This window comes from Streptomyces sp. Je 1-4 4N24 (assembly GCF_026239515.1).
Taxonomy (GTDB): domain Bacteria; phylum Actinomycetota; class Actinomycetes; order Streptomycetales; family Streptomycetaceae; genus Streptomyces; species Streptomyces nigrescens.
On the sequence record NZ_CP110836.1, the window covers coordinates 2,008,103 to 2,026,873 of the forward strand.

General features: G+C 71.9%; 12 protein-coding genes. 6 read left to right on the top strand and 6 right to left on the bottom strand.

All coding sequences use genetic code 11. The features are described from left to right. The first annotated feature begins 277 nt into the window (after nucleotides 1-277). Nucleotides 278-760, top strand: a complete 483-nt coding sequence (locus SLV14N_RS08560) for a DUF456 domain-containing protein (RefSeq protein ID WP_263268883.1) — start codon at nucleotides 278-280, stop codon at nucleotides 758-760. A 4-nt stretch (nucleotides 761-764) separates the two neighbouring features. Here SLV14N_RS08560 and SLV14N_RS08565 read toward each other — a convergent pair whose 3' ends face one another. The 3 genes from SLV14N_RS08565 to SLV14N_RS08575 form a co-directional block, all read right to left on the bottom strand. Next, nucleotides 765-2,534, bottom strand: coding sequence for a bifunctional transcriptional activator/DNA repair enzyme AdaA (locus SLV14N_RS08565; protein WP_263268884.1), 1,770 nt, complete (start codon nucleotides 2,532-2,534; stop codon nucleotides 765-767). A gap of 96 nt (nucleotides 2,535-2,630) precedes the next feature. After that, nucleotides 2,631-3,806 carry a ribosome small subunit-dependent GTPase A gene (gene rsgA / locus SLV14N_RS08570; protein WP_208680417.1) on the bottom strand — a complete coding sequence of 392 codons (1,176 nt, stop codon included), beginning with the start codon at nucleotides 3,804-3,806 and terminating at the stop codon, nucleotides 2,631-2,633. Nucleotides 3,807-4,207: 401 nt separating this feature from the next. Further along, nucleotides 4,208-4,735: a DinB family protein gene (locus SLV14N_RS08575; RefSeq protein ID WP_208680418.1), complete on the bottom strand. Its 528-nt coding sequence runs from the start codon at nucleotides 4,733-4,735 to the stop codon at nucleotides 4,208-4,210. 237 nt (nucleotides 4,736-4,972) lie between these two features. On the opposite strand from SLV14N_RS08575, the gene SLV14N_RS08580 reads away from it, so the two are divergent. After that, the gene (locus SLV14N_RS08580) at nucleotides 4,973-7,834 is read left to right on the top strand and encodes a SpoIIE family protein phosphatase (protein WP_259670186.1); all 2,862 of its coding nucleotides are present in this window, start codon (nucleotides 4,973-4,975) and stop codon (nucleotides 7,832-7,834) included. Nucleotides 7,835-8,041: 207 nt separating this feature from the next. Then, the gene (locus SLV14N_RS08585; RefSeq protein WP_208680419.1) at nucleotides 8,042-8,527 is read left to right on the top strand and encodes a hypothetical protein; all 486 of its coding nucleotides are present in this window, start codon (nucleotides 8,042-8,044) and stop codon (nucleotides 8,525-8,527) included. Between the two features lie 80 nt (nucleotides 8,528-8,607). Here SLV14N_RS08585 and SLV14N_RS08590 read toward each other — a convergent pair whose 3' ends face one another. Both SLV14N_RS08590 and SLV14N_RS08595 read right to left on the bottom strand, forming a co-directional pair. Next, nucleotides 8,608-9,798 carry an acyltransferase gene (locus SLV14N_RS08590; protein WP_263268886.1) on the bottom strand — a complete coding sequence of 397 codons (1,191 nt, stop codon included), beginning with the start codon at nucleotides 9,796-9,798 and terminating at the stop codon, nucleotides 8,608-8,610. Further along, on the bottom strand, nucleotides 9,795-12,185 hold the full coding sequence (locus SLV14N_RS08595) for a glycosyltransferase (RefSeq protein ID WP_263268888.1): 2,391 nt from the start codon (nucleotides 12,183-12,185) through the stop codon (nucleotides 9,795-9,797). The genes SLV14N_RS08590 and SLV14N_RS08595 overlap by 4 nt, the downstream gene beginning before the upstream one ends. Nucleotides 12,186-12,835: 650 nt before the next feature. Here SLV14N_RS08595 and SLV14N_RS08600 point away from each other — a divergent pair. After that, on the top strand, nucleotides 12,836-13,561 hold the full coding sequence (locus SLV14N_RS08600; RefSeq protein ID WP_259670188.1) for a transcriptional regulator: 726 nt from the start codon (nucleotides 12,836-12,838) through the stop codon (nucleotides 13,559-13,561). A gap of 85 nt (nucleotides 13,562-13,646) precedes the next feature. Here SLV14N_RS08600 and SLV14N_RS08605 read toward each other — a convergent pair whose 3' ends face one another. Further along, a complete protein-coding gene (locus SLV14N_RS08605; protein ID WP_208680422.1) occupies nucleotides 13,647-15,188 on the bottom strand; it encodes a nucleobase:cation symporter-2 family protein in 1,542 nt (513 codons plus the stop codon). Between the two features lie 390 nt (nucleotides 15,189-15,578). On the opposite strand from SLV14N_RS08605, the gene SLV14N_RS08610 reads away from it, so the two are divergent. Both SLV14N_RS08610 and SLV14N_RS08615 read left to right on the top strand, forming a co-directional pair. Further along, entirely contained in the window at nucleotides 15,579-17,966 is a 2,388-nt protein-coding gene (locus SLV14N_RS08610; RefSeq protein WP_263268889.1) for an FHA domain-containing protein, read from the top strand. Nucleotides 17,967-17,982: 16 nt separating this feature from the next. Beyond that, complete coding sequence (locus tag SLV14N_RS08615; protein WP_208680424.1) at nucleotides 17,983-18,723, top strand: hypothetical protein; 741 nt, start codon at nucleotides 17,983-17,985, stop codon at nucleotides 18,721-18,723. The last annotated feature ends 48 nt before the right edge of the window (nucleotides 18,724-18,771 follow it).

Consider the following 18,771-nt stretch of genomic DNA (forward strand, 5'->3'; position numbering starts at 1 on the left):
CTCCGGCCGCCCGCCCGGCAAGCACTTCCGGGCCGCTTCCGGCACGCTGGGCCCATGAGAGTGTGCAGCGTACGAGCCGTCACGGGGCGTGCGCCCGCCGGGAGTGAGGCCGGCACGTGAGCGAGTGCGGCGGGCGGGCAGTGCAGGGGTGCGCGCTTCGCGAAGGCAAGCGGGCCGGGCGGAGTGCGGTTCGGCGCATGAGCGCGTGCGGCGAGCGGACCGCGGGAAGGCCTGGGCGGAGCGAGGGCGGGCGGGGCGGGCGAAGTGTGGCCGCCGTATGAGTGTGTGGCAGCTGGTCGCGGCCGGTCTGGTGATGCTGCTCGGGCTGCTCGGGGTGCTGGTGCCCGGTATTCCCGGGCCGCTGATCGTCTGGGCGGGTGTGATGTGGTGGACGCTGTCCGAGAGGTCCGCGCTCGCCTGGGTGGTGCTCATGGCCGCCACCGCCCTGCTGCTGCTCAATCAGGTGCTGAAGTGGCTGCTGCCGGCCCGCAATCTGCGGGCCGTGGGGACGCCGTACCGGGCCCTGTTCCTGGCGGGGGTGGCCGGCATCGTGGGGTTCTTCGTGATCCCGGTCATCGGCGGGCTGTTGGGCTCGGTCGGCGGTCTCTATCTGCTGGAGCGGATCCGGCTCGGCAGCCATGGCGACGCCTGGGCCTCGACCCGTACGGCTCTGCGGGCGATCGGGCTGAGCGTGCTGGTCGAGCTGTTCGCCTGTCTGCTGGTGGTCGGTGCCTGGATCGGGGCCGTGCTGGCGGGCTGAGGCGTCACCCGGCCCCGCCGGCCGTGGCGTATATGGGTGGCTTCGCCGCCGCCCCTGACGACTCCCCCACCCCGGGCATCTCGCCCGCCCCTGACGGCTCCCCCACCCCGGGCATCTCGCCCGCCCCTGACGGCTCCCCCACCCCGGGCATCTCGCCCGCCCCTGACGGCTCCCCCGCCCCGGGCTCCTCGTCCGACCTGGGTTTCTCGTCCGAGCCGGGTGTCTCATCCGGCTCGGGCATCTCGCCCGCCGGCAGCAGCCCGGCGCGCCACAGATGGTGCAGGGCGTAGGCACCCCAGGGCCGCCACGCGGCCGGGCCCGCCACCGCGCCCCGTTCCTGGCCCCACCCCGGTGTCGTCCCCACGTCGGGGTCGCCCAGTGCCCTCATCCTGAGGTACGCGGCGGCGCGCGGGCCGACTCCGGGCAGGGCGGCCAGCGCCCGCTCGGCGGCGCCGCGGTCCGCGCCCGCGTCCAGGGTGAGGGTGCCGTCGGCGAGTGCGGTGCACAGCGCGCGCACCGGCTCCTCGACCTCGGCGCCGGTCAGGTTCCCGGGCGCCGGGAAGAGGTGGGTGAGGCCGCCGTCCGCCGCGTCCAGCGGTTTGCCGTACCTCCGCACCAGCGCGGCGGCGTGCTCCGGCGGACCGCCGAGCACGGTCCGTACCGCCAGTTCCTCGGGGTCCGCGGCGCCGGGTGACCGCAGGCCCGGCCGTTCGGCCACCAGCGGGCCGAGCAGCGGATCGGCGCCGAGCCGCTCGGCGACCGCATACGGGTCGGCGTCCAGGTCGAACAGGCGACGGAGGCGCTGTACGGCCGTCGACAGATCCCGCAGGTCGGTCAGCCGCAGCCGGCACTCCAGCCAGCCGCCGTCCGTGCCGCGCGCCGCCGGGCACACCAGGCCCGCCGGCGGGCGACGCCGCCGGCGCGGCCCGGCGGGCTCGTCGACCTCGGCGATGCCGCTGCCGTGGGTGAGCCGCAGCGTACGGCGGTAGGTGCGCTCCCCGCGGGAGCCGCGGATCTCCTCGACTCCCGGCACCGCCCGCAGCTGCAGAAAGTCGAAGATCTCGGCGGCCGCGTACGGCCCGCGGTGGGCGAGGCGGAGCGGGATGCCGACGGGCGCGGAGCGGTCTGCCGAGCGGTCTGCGAAGCCGTCTCCCGGCCGCCGGGCCCCGGCTCCCGGCGCGGCCTCGGGGGTACGGCGGGCGGCGGCACCCCCGTTCCCGGCCGCCGCCCGCAGCTCGCTGGGCGTGCCCGCGTAGATCTCCCGGATCGTGTCGTTGAACTGCCGGATGCTGGCGAAACCGGCGGCGAACGCCAGCTCGGTGACCGGCAGCGCGGTGGTCTGCAGCAGTACCCGCGCGGTGTGTGCCCGGCGGGCCCGTGCCAGCGCCACCGGTCCGGCGCCGAGCTCCGCGGTCAGCTGCCGCTGCACCTGTCGCGGGCTGTATCCCAGCCGCCGCGCCAGTCCGCCGACGCCCTCCCGGTCGACCACGCCGTCCCCGATCAGCCGCACGGCCCGGCCGACCAGGTCGGCGCGCACATTCCACTCCGCGGACCCCGGCACTGCGTCCGGCCGGCAGCGGCGGCAGGCCCGGAACCCGGCCGCCTGCGCGGCGGCGGCCGACGGGAAGAACCGCACATTCACCCGCTTGGGAGTGACCGCCGGGCAGCTCGGCCGGCAGTAGATACCGGTCGTCACCACGGCGAAGAAGAATTCCCCGTCGAACCGGGCGTCCCGGCTGGTCACCGCTTCGTACCTGGCCTCGTCGTCCCTCACGCCCTCAGTGTGCGCCGGGCGCGGTGCCCCGGCTGGCGGAAATCGGACGTGGCGTTCGGGCGGGGAGGGCCGGCGCCGGGCGGCCCTCCCCTCCGCTCACCTCTGCGGCCCCCGCTTCCGCTCCATCAGGTGCCGGCCCAGCGCCTGCTTCTGCTTCCAGTCGCGGCGGATCGCGGCACGCACCCGGGCGTCCGTCTTCGCCACGATGCGCTGGTTCTCGCGCTGCAGCTTCCGGTAGCTCTCCAGCCGACGGGCGGGCAACTCCCCGCATGCGACGGCCTCTTGAACGGCGCAGCCCGGCTCCGCCTCGTGCGCACAGTCGTGGAAGCGGCACTCCTCGGCCAGCGTCTCGACATCCGAGAACGTCCGGGCGAGCCCGGACTCGGCATCCCACATCCCGACGCCGCGCAGCCCGGGGGTGTCGATCAGCACCCCGCCGCCGGGCAGCGCCCGCAGATCCCGGGTGGTCGTGGTGTGCCGGCCCTTGCCGTCCCGGTCACGGTTGGCCTGCACCAGCTGGACGCTCTCCCCGAGCAGTGCATTGACCAGCGTGGACTTGCCCGCACCGGACTGCCCCAGCAGGACGGACGTACCTCCGGCGAGGACGGCGGCGAGCACATCGAGCCCGTCCCCGGTCGTCGAGCTGACCGCCAGCACCTGCACCCCGGGCGCCGCGGTCTCGGCATCCTCGATGAGATACGCCAGACCGTCCGGATCCCCGGTCAGATCCGCCTTGGTCAGCACGACCACCGGCTGCGCGCCGCCCTCCGTGGCGAGCCCGGAGGCGTGCGGCGGGCCCTCGGCGCCCGCGCTGGACATCGCCAGCGCGAGGAACCGCTCGATCCGCCCGAGGTCCAACTGGTCCGCGAGCGAGACGCAGATGACGATGTGGTCGATGTTGGTGGCCAGCACCTGGCCCTCGGAACGCTTCGACGAGGTCGACCGCACGAACGCGGTCCGGCGCGGCAGCAACGCCCGTACGACACCGTCGACATGATCGCCGCTGCGCCCGTTCTCCAGGTCGATCACGGCCCAGTCGCCGGTGCACGGCACCCGCATCGGGTCGCGGGTCGCCACCAGCGCGGTGTCCGCCAGAACGGTACGGGTGCCGTCGCCGTGTGCCACCACGGCATCCACCCGACCGCGGTCCACACGGACGATACGGCCGGGCACCAGCCCCGGCCCGGTAAAGGGGGTGAAACTCTGCGCGAACCCGTCATCCCAGCCATAGGCGGTCAGCGGGTGTGCAGCAGAGAGAGTGAGGTCGAACAACGGGATGACCCTTCGAGAAGGAGCGGTCCCGGCCGTGCGCGCGAGGCGCACACGAAGAGAAAGTGACGTCGAGTCAGCCGGAGACCACAGGGAGGGAGTTGATGATCTTCTGGATGCGGGCAGCGCCCTTCGCAACGACAGTCATCAGTACTCACCTCCCGCATTTCTCCACAGCCGACGGCGACAGCCTCCGGCCGTCCTCCCGAACGCTGCAGACTGTAGAACGGTCCCGCGCGTCGGCGCCAGCCATTTATTCGGCCCCGGTTTTCAGCGGTGCGCCAGGGCCGCCCGGACGCGGCGTCCGGGCGGCCGTGGGAGTCATCGCTCAGCGTTGCCCCGGCGCGCCCCTCCCCCTGAAGCCCTCAGACCTCCAGACCGCCAGGCCTCCAGACCGCCAGGCCTCAGGCGCCCGTGGCACCGTCGATGCGCTCCCTGAGCAGATCCGCATGGCCGTTGTGGCGTGCGTACTCCTCGATCATGTGGACCAGGATCCAGCGCAGCGACACCCCCTGGTCCCCGACGAATCCGGCCTCCCGCTCCGAGAGGGTGCCGGAGTCGTCGAGCGAAGCGGTGGCGATCAGCTCGCGGCTCCGGGCGACCTCCGCGCGCCAGTCGGCCAGCGCCTCGTCGATCCCGCGGTCGGGGGCGAGGGTGAAGCCGTCGCCCTTCTGCGCCTCGTACACCGGCGGTATGTCCTGTCCGGCGAACACCCGCTGGAACCAGTTGCGTTCGACCTCCGCCAGATGCTGGACCAGGCCCAGCAGCGTCATGGTGGACGGCGCCACCGAGGCCTGGCGGACCTGCCGGTCGTCCAGGCCCGCGCACTTCAGCGGGAGCGTGGCACGGTGGAACTCCAACCAGCTCTCCAGCATGGTGCGTTCATCTGCGTGCGGGGGCGGAACGGGCCGCCCGTCCGGTGTCATTCCCATGCTCCTCAGCCTTGCACAGGCCACTGACAACGACGCCGTGTCCCGTTTGAGGCTGGCCACGGCGATGAGGCTCGGCCTCCGCCCGGGCGCCAAGGTCGCCGTCCACCCGCATCGGACGCGCCGAGCACAGAGAGCGGCTGAGCATTGCTCAATAGCGCAGGAGCAGGGCGTTGCGGAGGCGCACGGCACCGAGACGGCCGACCACCTCGCGGTGGAGCACAATGCTAAATATGGGTCATGACGGAAATTTTCGGGCGAGAAGGTGACGATTCTCCGGCGTCACCACGCTCCCCGGGACGGCGCCTGCGCTCGCTGCTGAACGGTCACAGCGTCGCGGGCCGAGTATGGGTGCTGCAGCTCGCCCTCGCGGTGCTGCTGGTCGTCGCGGCCGTCCTGGCGCTCGTCTTCCAGGCACAGGCCGCCGGCACCCGGGAAGCCCGTCAGCTCCCGGTCGTCGGGGCCGAGTCCTTCGCCCCTGCGCCGGGCACCCGCGCCGCCATGCGGTCCGCGGACCCCAGCGCACTGCTGCAGCCCCAGGCGGAGGCGGCCCGGAAGGCCTCCGGCGTCGACCACATCGTCGGGTTCCGTCCCGACGGCATCCGCTGGCCCCACCCCGATCCACGGCTGATCGGCAAGCCCGTCGTCGTCGGCGGCTACCAGCGGGCGCTCCAGGGAGAGCCCTCCACCTTCACCTCGGCCCTCGGCCCCGCGGTGCGCACGCCGGTCCCGGTGCTCGAACGCAGCGGCGAGCTCGTCGGGCCGGTCTCCGTCGGGATCCGCGTCCAGCGGGCGAACGCCCAGGTGGTGGACCAGCTGCCGCTGCTGCTCGGCTCCGCCGCCGGGGCGCTGCTCCTGGTGACCGGCGGGGCCGCCCTGGTGAGCCGTCGGCTGCGCCGGCAGACGCGCGGACTGCATCCGGCCGAGATGCGGCGGAGGTACGACCACCACGACGCGGTGCTGCACGCCGTACGGGAGGGAGTACTGATCCTCAGCAGTGACGGGCGGCTGCTGCTGGCCAACAACGAGGCCCGGCGGCTGCTCGAACTGCCCGCGGACGCCGAACGGCGCCCGGTCACCGACCTCGGCCTGGAACCGCAGCTGAGCGCGCTGCTCTCGTCGGGGCGGGCGGCGACGGACGAGGTGCTGCCGGCGGGTGACCGGCTGCTCGCGGTGAACGTACGGCCGACCGCCCCCCACGGCGGGGCCGCCGGGACCGTGGTGACGCTGCGGGACACCACCGAACTGGGGGCGCTGGCCGGCCGGGCGGGCGTGGACCAGGAGCGGCTGAAGCTGATCTACGACGCGGGGCTGCGGATCGGCACCACGCTGGACGTGGGGCGCACCGCCGAGGAGCTGGCCGCGGTCGCGGTGCCCCGGTTCGCCGATGTGGTCACCGTCGAGCTGCTGGAGCCGGTGCTGCGGGGCGACGAACCGGCGGCCGGGGCGAGCGCCGAACTGCGGCGGATGGCGGTCGACGGGGTCCCCGAGGAATCGGCGATCTACCGGGTCGGCGAGGTGCTCCGGTATGCGCCCGGTACGCCGATGGCGACGGGCCTGACGAGCGGCCGGCCCGTCCTCGTCGGGGATCTGCGCGGCTCGGACGCATGGCGGCGGCAGGATCCGGAGGGCACCCAGCGGGTGCTGGACTCCGGTATCCGGTCGCTGATCGCCGTACCGCTGCAGGCCCGGGGCGTGGTGCTGGGGCTGGCCAATTACTGGCGGTCCGCGGCTTCCGACGCCTTCGAAGAAGAGGACCTGGCCTTCGCCGAGGAGCTGACCGCGCGGGCCGCGGTCGCGGTCGACAACGCCCGCCGCTACACCCGCGAACACACCACGGCCGTCACCCTGCAGCGCAGTCTGCTGCCGCAGACCCTGCCCGAGCAGTCCGCCCTGGAGGTCGCCCACCGCTATCTGCCCGCGCACGCCGGGGTGGGCGGAGACTGGTTCGACGTCATCCCGCTGCCCGGCGCCCGGGTCGCGCTGGTCGTCGGTGATGTCGTCGGACACGGGCTGCATGCCGCGGCCACCATGGGCCGGCTGCGGACCGCGGTCCACAACTTCTCCGCCCTCGACCTGCCGCCCGACGAGCTGCTGAACCACCTGGACGAACTGGTCACACACATCGATACGGACGAGGCGCGGGCGGCCGGCCTCGGCAGCGGCGGCAGAGGTGCCGACGACCACGAAGGGCCCTGGTCGGGCGGCACGGACGGCGACACCGAAGGGGTACCGGCGCACCTGGGAGGCACCGGTATCACCGGCGCGACCTGCTTGTACGCCATCTACGATCCGGTCACCGGCCGGGTCACCCTGGCCACCGCGGGACACCCCGGACCGGCCGTGATCCGCCCCGCCGGCACCGTCTCGTTCCCCGAGGTGCCCGTCTCCCCGCCCTTGGGACTGGGCGGCAGCGTGCCGGTGGAGATCACGGAGCTCACGCTGAGCGAGGGCTCCCGGCTGGTGCTGTACACCGACGGGCTGGTCGAGAACCGGGACCGCGATATCGCCACCGGACTGGAGCAGCTGCGTACGGCCCTGGCGGCCGGGGTGGACCGCACCCCCGAGGAGACCTGTTCGGCGGTCCTCGACGCGATGCTGCCCGACCACCCCAGCGATGACATCGCCCTCCTGGTGGCCCGTACCCAACTGCTGGAGCCCGCCCGGGTCGCCGAATGGGAGGTGCCCTCCGACCCGGCGGCCGTCGCCCCCGTCCGGGCGGCCTGTCTGCGCATGCTGGAGTCCTGGGGGCTGGCGGCGATCGACTTCACCACCGAGCTGATCCTCAGCGAGCTGATCACCAATGCCATCCGCTACGGCGCCCAGCCGATCCGGGTCCGGCTGCTGTACGACCGCGCCCTGATCTGCGAGGTCTCCGACGGCACCAGCGCCTCTCCGCATCTGCGCCGGGCCGCCACCACGGACGAGGGGGGCCGTGGTCTCTTCCTCGTCGCCCAGTTCGCCCAGCGCTGGGGCACCCGTTACACACCGGGCGGCAAGGTCATCTGGACCGAGCAGTCCCTCGACGGCGGCCGTCCGGAACCCGGACCTGACTCGGCCGAGGACGTCCTCGACCAGTGGGACGACGTCCCTGCGCTGTGACGGTGCCGGGCGGGGGCGCGGGGCGGGCGCCGGTCGCGGATTCGCCGGTCGCGGGTCGCGGGTCGCCGGTCGCCGGTCGCCGGTCGCGGGATGCCACCGCTTGTAGCCCGCCCTCGCCGTACCCCCGCGCCGCGGCTGCCGGATGCAGCCCCCTTGCCGCCTGGCTAAGCTCGGTGAGGGGGCCGACTACTGATCTTGGAGGCTCCCATGGTGCAGCTGCCCGAAGCGCGAGATCTGGCTCCGCGTCTGGCCGTCGGTGCCTTCATCCTGGATTCCGGGCTGACGCTGCTGCGGGCCGACCGGGCGACCGCCGAGGGCGTGCACAGCATGGCGTGTGTGGGCTATCCGTTCCTGACCAAGATCCGCGCCGAGCAGTTCACCCGGCTGCTGGCATGTTCCGAACTCGCGGTCGGCGGTGCCCTGCTGGCGCCGCTCGTCCCCACCCGGCTGGCCGGACTCGCGCTGACCGGGTTCTCCGGCGGGCTGGTCGGGCTGTACCTGCGGACTCCCGGGATGCGGCAGCCGGGGAGTCTGCGGCCGACCCAGGAGGGCACTCCCCTGGCCAAAGACGTCTGGATGCTGGGCATCGGACTCGGGTTCCTGGGTGCGGCGGGCCGACGGCGGCGGGCCGCGGTGTCCCGGTACCGGCGCGCGGCCTTTGCCCGGCGCCGCAGGTGCTGGTGCCGGGGCTGAGCTGAGCCCTACGATCTTCGCCGGAGACCGGCGCACGGGGCGCTGATCTCCGGCGAAGACGAAGGGTCTGCCGGCCGCCGTCAGCGGGTGGCCGGCTCCGGATAGAACTCCCGTGGCCGGCCGCGGTGGTCCTTGAGCCGGCCGAGCAGGCTCGCCGGATACTCGATGAACCAGTAGCTCGCCGCCGCCACGGGCAACGCCACGAGGAACACGACCAGCAGGGCCAGCGGGAAGCCCGACTGGCCGGCGGGCAGCAGGCCGGCGTTGTGGAGCTGGAGCATGACCGGCTCGTGCCAGATGAAGAGGCTGTAGCTGACCAGTCCTACGGCGGTCAGCCAGCGGGCCCTCAACAGACCCTGCCAGAAGGTCTGTTGGCGTACGTGGAGGGTGGTGAAGATCAGCACCACCCACAGGGCCGAGGCGATCGGGTGGTAGAAGGTGAAGGTGAAGTTCTCCGGCGCGGAGTCCAGGGAGAGGGCGAACAGTCCGGCCAGTGCGAGCCCGGCCAACGGCAGTGCGGTGCGCGAGCCGAGGCGGCCCCGGTCACCGAGGGCGGCCGTCAGCACGGCCAGCCCCATACCGGCCGCGAAGCCGCCGAAGCGGGCCTGCGGGCCGAAGTACACCACCCAGTCGGTGTGCGGCACCCCGAACCGGTAGTGGGCGACGGCGATCCAGGCGAGCGGCGCGGCGTACAGGAACAGACACCCCGCCGCGCACACCGCCACCCGGGTACGGCGCCGGCGCAGCGGACGGCAGGCGCGGACCGCCAGCGGGCCGAGCGCCACCAGCACGAGGTAGAAGAGCACCTCCAGCGACAGCGACCAGGTGGGGCCCAGGGTGTAGAAGATCCGCTGCTGGTCGAAGACATGGGTGAAGGTGAGGTGCTCGACCAGGTCCCGCCAGTTGCCCGGCAGGGTGGGGTTGCGGCTCGCCCAGACGACCAGCACCGCCAGGAAGTACAGCGGCAGGATCCGGATCGCCCGCCGGAAGAGGAACACCCGGGCCGGCCGGGTCGAGCGCCCGTCGAGGGCGGCGCGGGCGTACGACAGCGTCAGCAGATACGCGGACAGCACGAAGAAGAGGTCGATGACTTCGAGGGAGAAGGCGGCGCCGAGGACCGGGGTGTCGACCGGCGGATGGCTGCCTTGCGCGTCATAGCGGAAGTACTGCTGCCAGACGTGGAAGGCGACGGTGCTGAGCGCGGCGAGCCCGCGGAAGCCGTCGATGGCACTGGCCCGGCCGCGGGCCGGAGCGGTGTCCGTGCTGCTCATCGACGCGCCACCGCCTTCGCGGCGGCGGCCCGCGGGGTGACCCGCCACTGCCGGTCCCCCAACGCCTCCTTCAGATGGGCCTGTCGGGCCACCATGTTCTTGAAGTGGCTGTAGAAGAAGGTCGAGACGAGCAGATAGGACCAGAACCACCGGCCGCGGGACCGGAGTTCGGGGACCGCCATCCGCCAGGCGAACAGCGCCTGCACCGGCCCGGCCGCCATGGTGAACAGCACGGCCAGTACGCACACCGGCACCGCCCAGTCGAGCCGCTGCAGCCCGCCGGCCTTCCAGGCCGAGTACAGCAGGATGGGCAGGATCTGCAGCGTCAGCCACGGCTGCACCTCTCGCCAGCCCAACAGGACGAAGAGACCCAGCTTCTGACGGGCCGTGAACGCCGGTGAGCGCAGGCTCCGCCACAGATGCCTGAGCGAGACCTGGAGCCAGCCCTGCGCCCAGCGGGAGCGCTGGTTCCACAGCGCCTTCAGGGTGGTGGGCGCCAGTTCACGGGAGATGAGGGTGCGGTCGACGGCGAAGCGGGCACCCTCGCCCAGGGCGCGCAGCGTCGAGTCGATGTCCTCGGTCAGCATCGAGCCGTGCATCCGGGTGCGGGCGAGCAGATCCGTACGCCAGAATCCGTTCGAGCCGCCGAACACGCCGAAGCCGTACAGCCGGGTGCGGCCCGGGTGGCTGACCGCGTAGATCGCCTCGAACTCCACCGCCACCAGCTCGGCGACCCGGGAGCTCTCGCCGTTGCGGATCACGCAGTGCCCCTGGACGACGTCATGGCCGTTGGACAGCCAGTGCCAGGCGTCCCGGAACGCGGTGGGTGCCGGGTGGTGGTCGGCGTCGAAGATGCCGACGAACTCCCCGCGGACCCGGGTGACCGCGGCATTGATGTTCTGCGCCTTGGAGGTGCTGCCCGCGACCGGCAGCAGCACCAGCCGGGGGTCCCGGGCCGCGATCTCGCGGAGGGTGTCCTCGACGGGCAGCGGATGCGGTGTGTTGTAGGCCAGCAGGATCTCCAGCTCACCGGGGTAGTCGAGGCGGAGGAACGACTCGACGGTCTCGACGATGGTGGCGGCCTCATTGGGCAGATACGCGGCGATGACGGCGCTGGCCGGCGGGTACGGCGCGCCGGGTGACTCGGGACGGGCGGCCGCGTCGAGGGAGAAGAGGCACTCCAGGACGATCAGCAGCGCGGACAGCACCAGCCCGGCCACCACCACCCAGTACATGGCGGAGCCGAGGTCCCAGCCCAGCGCGTACGTCTGCAGGTAGAGCACGAACGGCACCGCGACACCGAGCAGCAGCGCCAGCACCGGGGAGAGCGCCGAGAGGGCGGGCCGGATCAGCGCGCTCAACGACGCGCGCCGGTGGCGGTGCGGTGTGCCGCGCATCCAGGGCGCGTACCGGACCGGGCGCAGATCCCGGTGGCGCAGCGCCTCTTGGACCGCGTCGCGGGCCTGGCCGGTGGCGCGGTCGCCGTCCGTGCAGCCGGTCAGGGGCAGCCAGCCGATCGCCGGAGTGAGGCGGACGTTCTCGTCGGCGACGATGAACCGGGTACCGGCGACGGTCGCGGCGAACTTCTCCAGCCCGCGGCGGGCCGTCTCCTCGTCGACACCGGGCAGCAGCATCAGCAGATGGCCGTCGTCGTCCCAGCCGAGCCGGTCGCAGAAGCTGCCGAGCCGCTCGGCGACGCCCGCCAGCCGCTCGGCGACCTCGCGGCGTATTCGCTGTCCGAGCCGAGCCTCCAGGGCGGCCATCTCGGCCACCCGGACCACGGCGAGCACCCCGCCGCTCCGGGCGGCCTCGGGGCGCTGCAACTCGCGGTCGAGCTCGTCCAGGAAGTGCGCGTGCGAGTACAGGCCGGTGCGCGGGTCGCGCGGCAGGTTCTCGACCGGTACGGGGACCCGCCGGAGCTTGGCCTCGATACGGGCGGACAGCTCGACCGGGTCGGAGGCTTCCGGAATGCAGTCGTCGGCGCCGTGGCGCAGCATGTCCGCCACTCCGGAGGGCTCCGGGCCGTCGGTGACCATGAGCAGCGGCAGCGCCCGCCCGGCGGGGGCGGTGCGGACCTCACGGATCACGTCGAGGCCGCCCTCGTCGTGGGCGCCGGGTGCGCCCCGGTCGTCGAGGGCCACGATGGCGTCCGGCTGCGCCTGCGCCATCCGCCGGTCGACGTCGCCGGGCGGGGCGTGGCTGACCTCGTGGCCGGTGGCGCGCAGGGTCCGGGTGAGCCGCTCCCGGCGCGGTCCCGGAGCGCCGACCACCAGCACATGCCCGCCGCTCCGGGGGGCGTCGGCCGGGGCGGTGGGGACGGAGTGGTCCACAGCGTCGAGCAGGGCCGTGGGTGAGCCCTGGGAGGTGTTGCGGTGCGAAGTGAGCACCTGGGGATGTCCTTTCGTGCAAGGAGGCATGCGAAAGCGGGCCCGGACCGCCGCATCGGCGGCAGTGGTCCGGACCTAGCTGAATGTCAGATGCATGACGCGTGCGCGGTTCGCGGTCGCTCTTCGGGTCCGTCTCTCCGCGGTACGGACGCGGGCGCGCGGGCGCACGGCTGCTAAGGCAGGCTCCAAGCCTCGGAACGCACGGGCGCGTTCCAGCACTGATCGCATATATGGGGTCCCATCCTGATCGGATTGTGGGGGAGGACCGAATGTCAGGTGTGTCGTCGACCGGCCCCGCGCAGCGGAGTCGGGCGGCAACGCCAGCCTCGACGACCACTGTGACACCACATCTGCATCTGCGTAACACTCTGATTACGTCAAGCCGTCCGCACGGTCTCAACGCATCGCTACCGCCCGGTAAGCACCGAGGCATCGGCTATACCCAGTAAGCGAGTTGATGGGTGAAATCGGACAGATCGCGCACATCTCCCACCGGCCCGCCCGCGCGGCCTCTCCCGCCTTCGAGTCGAAGAGGAACTGGAGATTCGTACCTATCGACCATCTGTTAATCTGCCCGCTCCTGGATGTTCCTCCATGTCGTCTCCCCCCAAGCACCCCTCGTTCGCCGGGTGCAGCGAGGTGCCCCGTACGTGTACAGCACTCCCTTCTCCCCCGCCGAGGCCAGATCCGCGCGGGCCCGGGTGGGCCTGAGTACGGCTCAGGTCGCCCAGGCCATGACGGCGTGCGGCACGCCGGTCCGCCCCGAGCTGGTCGAGGCCTGGGAGTACGGCTCCCAGCTGCCGACCGAGCCGCAGCTGTTCGTCCTGGCCGATGTGCTGTGGTGCCCGCCGACGGCGCTGATGGGCGTCGAGCCGCGGACCCTGGCCGAGCACCGGATGGCCCGCCAGATGAGCGTGGAGCGGCTGTCGCAGCTGATCGGCATGGACCCGGCCCTGTACTGGGCGGCGGAGTCGGCACAGCAGTGGAGCGGCGACTACCGGCAGACCAAGGCACTGGTGGAGGCGCTGGGGCTGTCGCTGCGGAAGCTGATCGGAGTGATGGGCCGGGACGAGGAGCTGGCCGGGCATCTGCGGGCGGCCATCGACGGGCGCTGGAAGACGCATGTCGGGCCGGTCACCAAGATCACCACGTTGAGCAAGACGCGGGTGGGGGACGCGCTGCGCACGATGCATGCGGAGTTCGCGGAGTTCTCCGAGCGCTACATGGGGCATGTGGTGGCGCGGAACGACGACTCCCGGCTCAAGGAGGTCGCGGCCGAGCGCTCGGCGTATCTGCGCCGGCTGGTCGACCACTTCTGGGAACTGATCGGGGACGCGGGCGAGGCGCCGCCGTTCAACACCGTGCCCACCTACTGACGCAGGCCGGTGCGGGCACCGGCAAAAGCGGGCGGGGAGGGAACCGGACAACCGGTTCCCTCCCCGCCCGCGGCCGTTGACGGACTCAGTGGCCGGGTATCCCCCAGTCCGGCCCGCCCTGCGGGTGGTGCGGGCCCGGAGGGTTGGCCGGGCCCGGCCGGTGGTGCGCCTGCGGGGCGTACGGCTCCGCCGGACCGTGCGCACCGAACGGCTCGTGCGCGTCCGCCGGTTCGTCGTCGCCCTCGATCTCGTCCCAGTCGATCTCCATCGTCTTACGGCGCGTGAAGACGTTGAAGAAGAGGTTCAGCAGAACGGCGGTCAGGCTGCCCAGCGTGATCCCGCTGTTGAGGACCGCCCGGACGTCCTCCGGCATCCGCGCGAAGAACGGCTCGACCGCGTTGGGAAGGAGTGCGGCGGCGAGGCTGACCGCGAGGATCAGGGCGTTGCGCTCCTCGCGCAGATCCACCTTGCCGAGGATCTGGATACCGACCGCGGCGACCATGCCGAACATCGCGATCGCGGCACCGCCGAGCACCGGATGCGGAATGGCGGCCACCACGCTGCCCGCCTTCGGCAGCAGCCCCATCACAATCATGAAGCCGCCGGCCGCGACCACCACGAACCGGCTCATGACCTTCGACATCCGCACCAGGCCGATGTTCTCGGCGAAAGCCACGTAGGGGAAGGAGTTGAAAACACCGCCGAGGACGGTGGCGACACCATCGGCGCGCAGCGCATTGGCGACGGTGGCGTTGTCGACCTTTTTACGGGTGATCTCCCCGATGGCGTACACGTCCCCGGTCGTCTCCACCATGGTGATCAGCATGACGACGACCATGGCGATGATCGGGAACAGCTCGAACTTCGGCATTCCGTAGTGAAACGGGGTGCTGACGCCGAACCAGGCGGCATCCTTCACGCCGCCGAAATCCACATCACCGAGGAGCCAGGCGACGGCGGTACCGGCGACCAGGCCGAGCAGGACGGCGAGGCTGCTGAGGATCGGCTTCCCGAGCCGGACGACGAGCAGGATGAAGAGCAGGGTCCCCAGCGCGTAGGCGAGGTTCTTGGGGTCGCCGTATCCGGGGTGTCCGATCAACTGCGCACCGCCGGCCGCGTCCTTCAGGCCCTGCGGGATCAGGGTGAGGCCGATGACGGTGAGGATCGTGCCGATGACGATCGGCGGGAAGTACTTCACCAGCTTGCTGAAGAAGGGCGCGAAGAGGAAGGTCGCTATGCCCGCGGTGATCACCGCGCCGTAGACGACGAGCAGACCGGCGGTGCCGCCGCCCGCGCCCAGACCGATGGCGATCATCGGGGAGACCGCGGTGAAGGTGACGCCCTGGACCAGCGGCAGCCTGGCGCCGATCTTCCAGACGCCGAGGGCCTGGATGATCGAGGCGACACCGCAGGTCAGCAGGTCCGCGTTGATCAGATAGACGAGCTCCTCGCGGGAGAGACCCAGGGCGTTCCCGAGGACGATCGGGACGATCACCGCTCCCGCGTAGAACGCGAGGACGTGCTGGAATCCGTAGAGGGTGAGTTTGCCGACGGGGAGTACCTCGTCGACGGGGTGAGCCCGCTGCGGGGAGAACTGCTCGGGGTCGTGTCGGGAGACTCGTGCCATCTCTGCCTTGCCTTCGGGAGGTAGGTGAATAAGAAGGGACCGGCCCGTCGTGTCCCGGAGGACGGACGGGCCGGCTGGGTCTTACAAAGCCGACGTTCAGCGGTGTTACCGACACCACGTAGCCCTGCACTGCACTGTGCAGTCCTGGGTTCCACAGGACTTCTTTCGACCAGTGCAGCAAATTCCGGCATTTCCATGGAATTTGCAGGTGGGACCAATCGGAGCGCTCACCCTAGTTGACCTGTGCCCTTTCTCGCGAGTAACCGGTCGTATTCGCTCGCATAAAGGGTGATCATGACCCGAAATGCCGTTTTGAGAAGGGGACTTTGTGTGCCACGTGCGCTGCCGCGCCGACAGGCGGAGCCCGGCTCTCGGCCGTAGCATTTTGGTATGGCTGAGCGGCAGGATGCGCCCACCGCGCCGGAACTCGTCATCGAGTCCGACGGCAGCACCCAGGTGATGAGCCCCAGCCGCGTCTACCACGTCGGGCGGGACCCCGCATGTGAACTCGTGCTGCACGACGCCCGGGTTTCCTGGCATCACGCGGTACTGCGCACCAAGTCGGGCCACTGGACGGTGGAGGACGAGGGCAGCACCAACGGCACCTTCGCCGACGGGCGGCGGGTCCAGGAGACCGGTATCGGGCCGGGCAGTGTCATCCGGTTCGGCAACCCCGCGGACGGTCCGTGTGCGGTGCTCTCCAGGGTGTCACCACCGCCGGCACCGCCGGCCGCTCCGGCGGCGCCCACCCCGCCGGCACCGCCGACCCGCACCGAGCGGCCCTCCGCCGTCTCGCACCCGGCCGGCACGCACACCTTCCGCCAACCCAGCTCCGTAAGGCCGCTGCCGGCCGCCCGGACCACCCGGATCGGCCGCGCGCCCGAGAACGACCTGGTCGTCGACGACCTCTCGGTCTCCCGCCGGCACGCGGAGCTGCGCGCCGGCGCCGAGGGCTTCGAGATCGTCGACCTGGGCAGCCACAACGGCACCTACCTCAACGGCCAGCCGGTGCACCGGGCGCCGATGATCCCCGGCGATATCGTCGGCATCGGCCACTCCGCGTTCGCCCTGGTCGGCGATGAACTCCAGGAGTTCATCGATACCGGTGAGGTGTCGCTGGACGTGCAGGACCTGGCCGTACGGGTCGACAACGGCAGAAAGACGCTGATGGAGCAGGTGTCCTTCCCGGTGGGTGAGAAGACGCTGCTCGCCGTGGTCGGACCGAGTGGTGCGGGCAAGTCGACGCTGCTCAACGCGCTGACCGGACTGCGCCCCGCGGACGACGGCACAGTGCTCTACGACGGCCGTGACCTCTACCGCGACTACGCCGAGCTGCGCCAGCGCATCGGACTCGTCCCGCAGGACGACATCCTGCATCTGCAGCTGACCGTGCGCCGGGCCCTCGGCTACGCCGCGGAGCTGCGCTTCCCCGAGGACACCGCGAAGGCCGAGCGGCAGGCGCGGGTCGACGAGGTGATCCATGAACTGGGCCTCGACCAGCGGGTGAACCAGCCGATCCACAGCCTCTCGGGCGGCCAGCGCAAGCGCGTGAGCGTGGCCCTGGAGCTGCTGACCAAACCGTCGCTGCTCTTCCTCGACGAGCCGACCTCCGGACTCGACCCCGGGATGGACCGCTCCGTGATGCACATGCTGCGCGGTCTGGCGGACGACGGCCGTACGGTCATCGTCGTCACGCACAGCGTGCTGAGCCTGGACGTCTGCGACCGGCTGCTGGTCCTGGCACCGGGCGGCACCATCGCCTACTACGGGCCGCCACAGGAGGCACTGGCCTACTTCGGGTACGAGCAGTGGCCGGAGGCGTTCGAGGCCTTCGAGAACGACAAGGAGCGTGACTGGGCAGGTCACTTCCGCGCCTCGCCCCAGCACCGGCGCTATGTCGCCGCGGACTCCCATCAGCCGCCGCACGCCCCTGAGGCCCCGGCGGGCCCGGTGACCGCGCCGAAGGCGCAGAGCTGGGGCAAACAGCTGCACACCCTGGTCCGGCGCTATGCGGCGGCGCTGACCGCCGACCGGACCTTCCTGATCATCATGGTCGCGCTGCCGTTCGTGATGGGAGCGATGGCGCACGCCCTGGCCGGGTCCACCCTCACCCAGGACTCGGCGGTCAACGCGCTGCTGATCCTGTGCGTCGGAGCGGTGCTGACCGGCGCCGCCAACGCGGTACGGGAGCTGGTCAAGGAGCGGACCATCTATCAGCGGGAGAGAGCCGTCGGCCTGTCCCGCTCGGCGTATCTGATGTCCAAGGTGCTGGTACTGGGGCTGATCACGGTCGTCCAGGCCGTGGTGCTGACCCTGGTGGCGCTGATCGGCGTCAAGCTGAACGCACCGGGCGGCAAAGGGGTGTTGCTGCCGCCGCTGATCGAAATCACCCTTGCGGTGGCGCTGTTGGCGTTCACCGCCATGATGCTCGGCCTGTTCGTTTCCGCGCTGGTGCGGAAGGAAGAGGTCACCATGCCGCTGCTGGTCCTGCTCGCGATCATCCAGGTCGTGTTCTGCGGTGCGCTGCTCAAACTGAACGGTGTGCTGGTGCTGGAGCAGCTGGCGTGGCTGGTGCCGTCCCGGTGGGGGCTGGGGGCCATGGCAGGCACCATCGATCTGCACCACATCATGCCGCAGGGGACCGCGGACCCGCTGTTCCAGCACAAACCGGGGATCTGGCTGCTGAACATGGGCATGATGCTCGTGCTCTCCCTGCTTCTCGGATTCGTGGTCGTCAAGCTGCTGCGGCGGCACGAGCCCGAGATCATGCGCAAGTAGCGCCGTGGAGCCGCCTGTGACCTCGCCGGAATTCCTCCCCAGCCATGTCGTCCCCCCGGAGGGTATGGCGACCTGGTCGGCCCCCGACACCACCCGGCCGTCCGCACCGCTCGACCCCCTGCTGCCGGTCCAGATCATCGACCGCCGCGGCGACTGGGCGCGGGCGCTGTGCTCCAACGGCTGGTCGGCATGGGTCGACGGCCGGCTGCTGCTGGCCGTGCCGCGCGAACCGCCGGCCGCCGCGCAGCCCGGCGCCCGGACCGCGGACCCCCGTCCGCTGCTGAGCGCCGCGGAGGGCGAACTGAGCCGGTACCGCAAGCTGATCGAGGAGCTGGCCGCCGGGCAGCTGGACGGCGAATCCTTCGTCAGGCGCACCCGCGGCACCCGGCTGGGAGTCGTCGTGGACGGCGATGCGGTCTGGCTCTACGACGCACGGCACGAGCGCTGGTGCTACTGCGACGGGGTGTCGCTGCAGACGTACGCGGTGACGGCGGGGCCGTCGTCGCGGTCCGGGGAGCGGGAAGGGGCCGGGGCGGGCCCGGAGACACCGGACGAGCGGGGACCGGCGGCGGATCAGCCGACCCCCTCGGCCGATGGAGAACCCGGACGGGAACCGGACCCCGCGGCGCCGGACCCCACGGCGCCGGGCCCCCCGGACGGGCCGTCGGCACCGCCCCCTGACCCCGGCCGGACCCGCGCGCTCCACCCCGGCGAGACGCCGCCCCCGCCGCCGAACCCCGTGGGTGAGATCCGGTGAACGGGGGGCCCGGCCGGCCTCATGAGCGCTCCACCGCTCCCGACTCCT

What these genes read in the sequence shown, in the direction of transcription:
- SLV14N_RS08590 (WP_263268886.1), bottom strand. Translation starts at nt 9,798, where the DNA reads ATGAGCAGCACGGACACCGCTCCGGCCCGCGGCCGGGCCAGTGCCATC.
- SLV14N_RS08560 (WP_263268883.1), top strand. Translation starts at nt 278, where the DNA reads ATGAGTGTGTGGCAGCTGGTCGCGGCCGGTCTGGTGATGCTGCTCGGG.
- SLV14N_RS08585 (WP_208680419.1), top strand. Translation starts at nt 8,042, where the DNA reads ATGGTGCAGCTGCCCGAAGCGCGAGATCTGGCTCCGCGTCTGGCCGTC.
- SLV14N_RS08575 (WP_208680418.1), bottom strand. Translation starts at nt 4,735, where the DNA reads ATGGGAATGACACCGGACGGGCGGCCCGTTCCGCCCCCGCACGCAGAT.
- SLV14N_RS08610 (WP_263268889.1), top strand. Translation starts at nt 15,579, where the DNA reads ATGGCTGAGCGGCAGGATGCGCCCACCGCGCCGGAACTCGTCATCGAG.
- SLV14N_RS08580 (WP_259670186.1), top strand. Translation starts at nt 4,973, where the DNA reads ATGACGGAAATTTTCGGGCGAGAAGGTGACGATTCTCCGGCGTCACCA.
- SLV14N_RS08605 (WP_208680422.1), bottom strand. Translation starts at nt 15,188, where the DNA reads ATGGCACGAGTCTCCCGACACGACCCCGAGCAGTTCTCCCCGCAGCGG.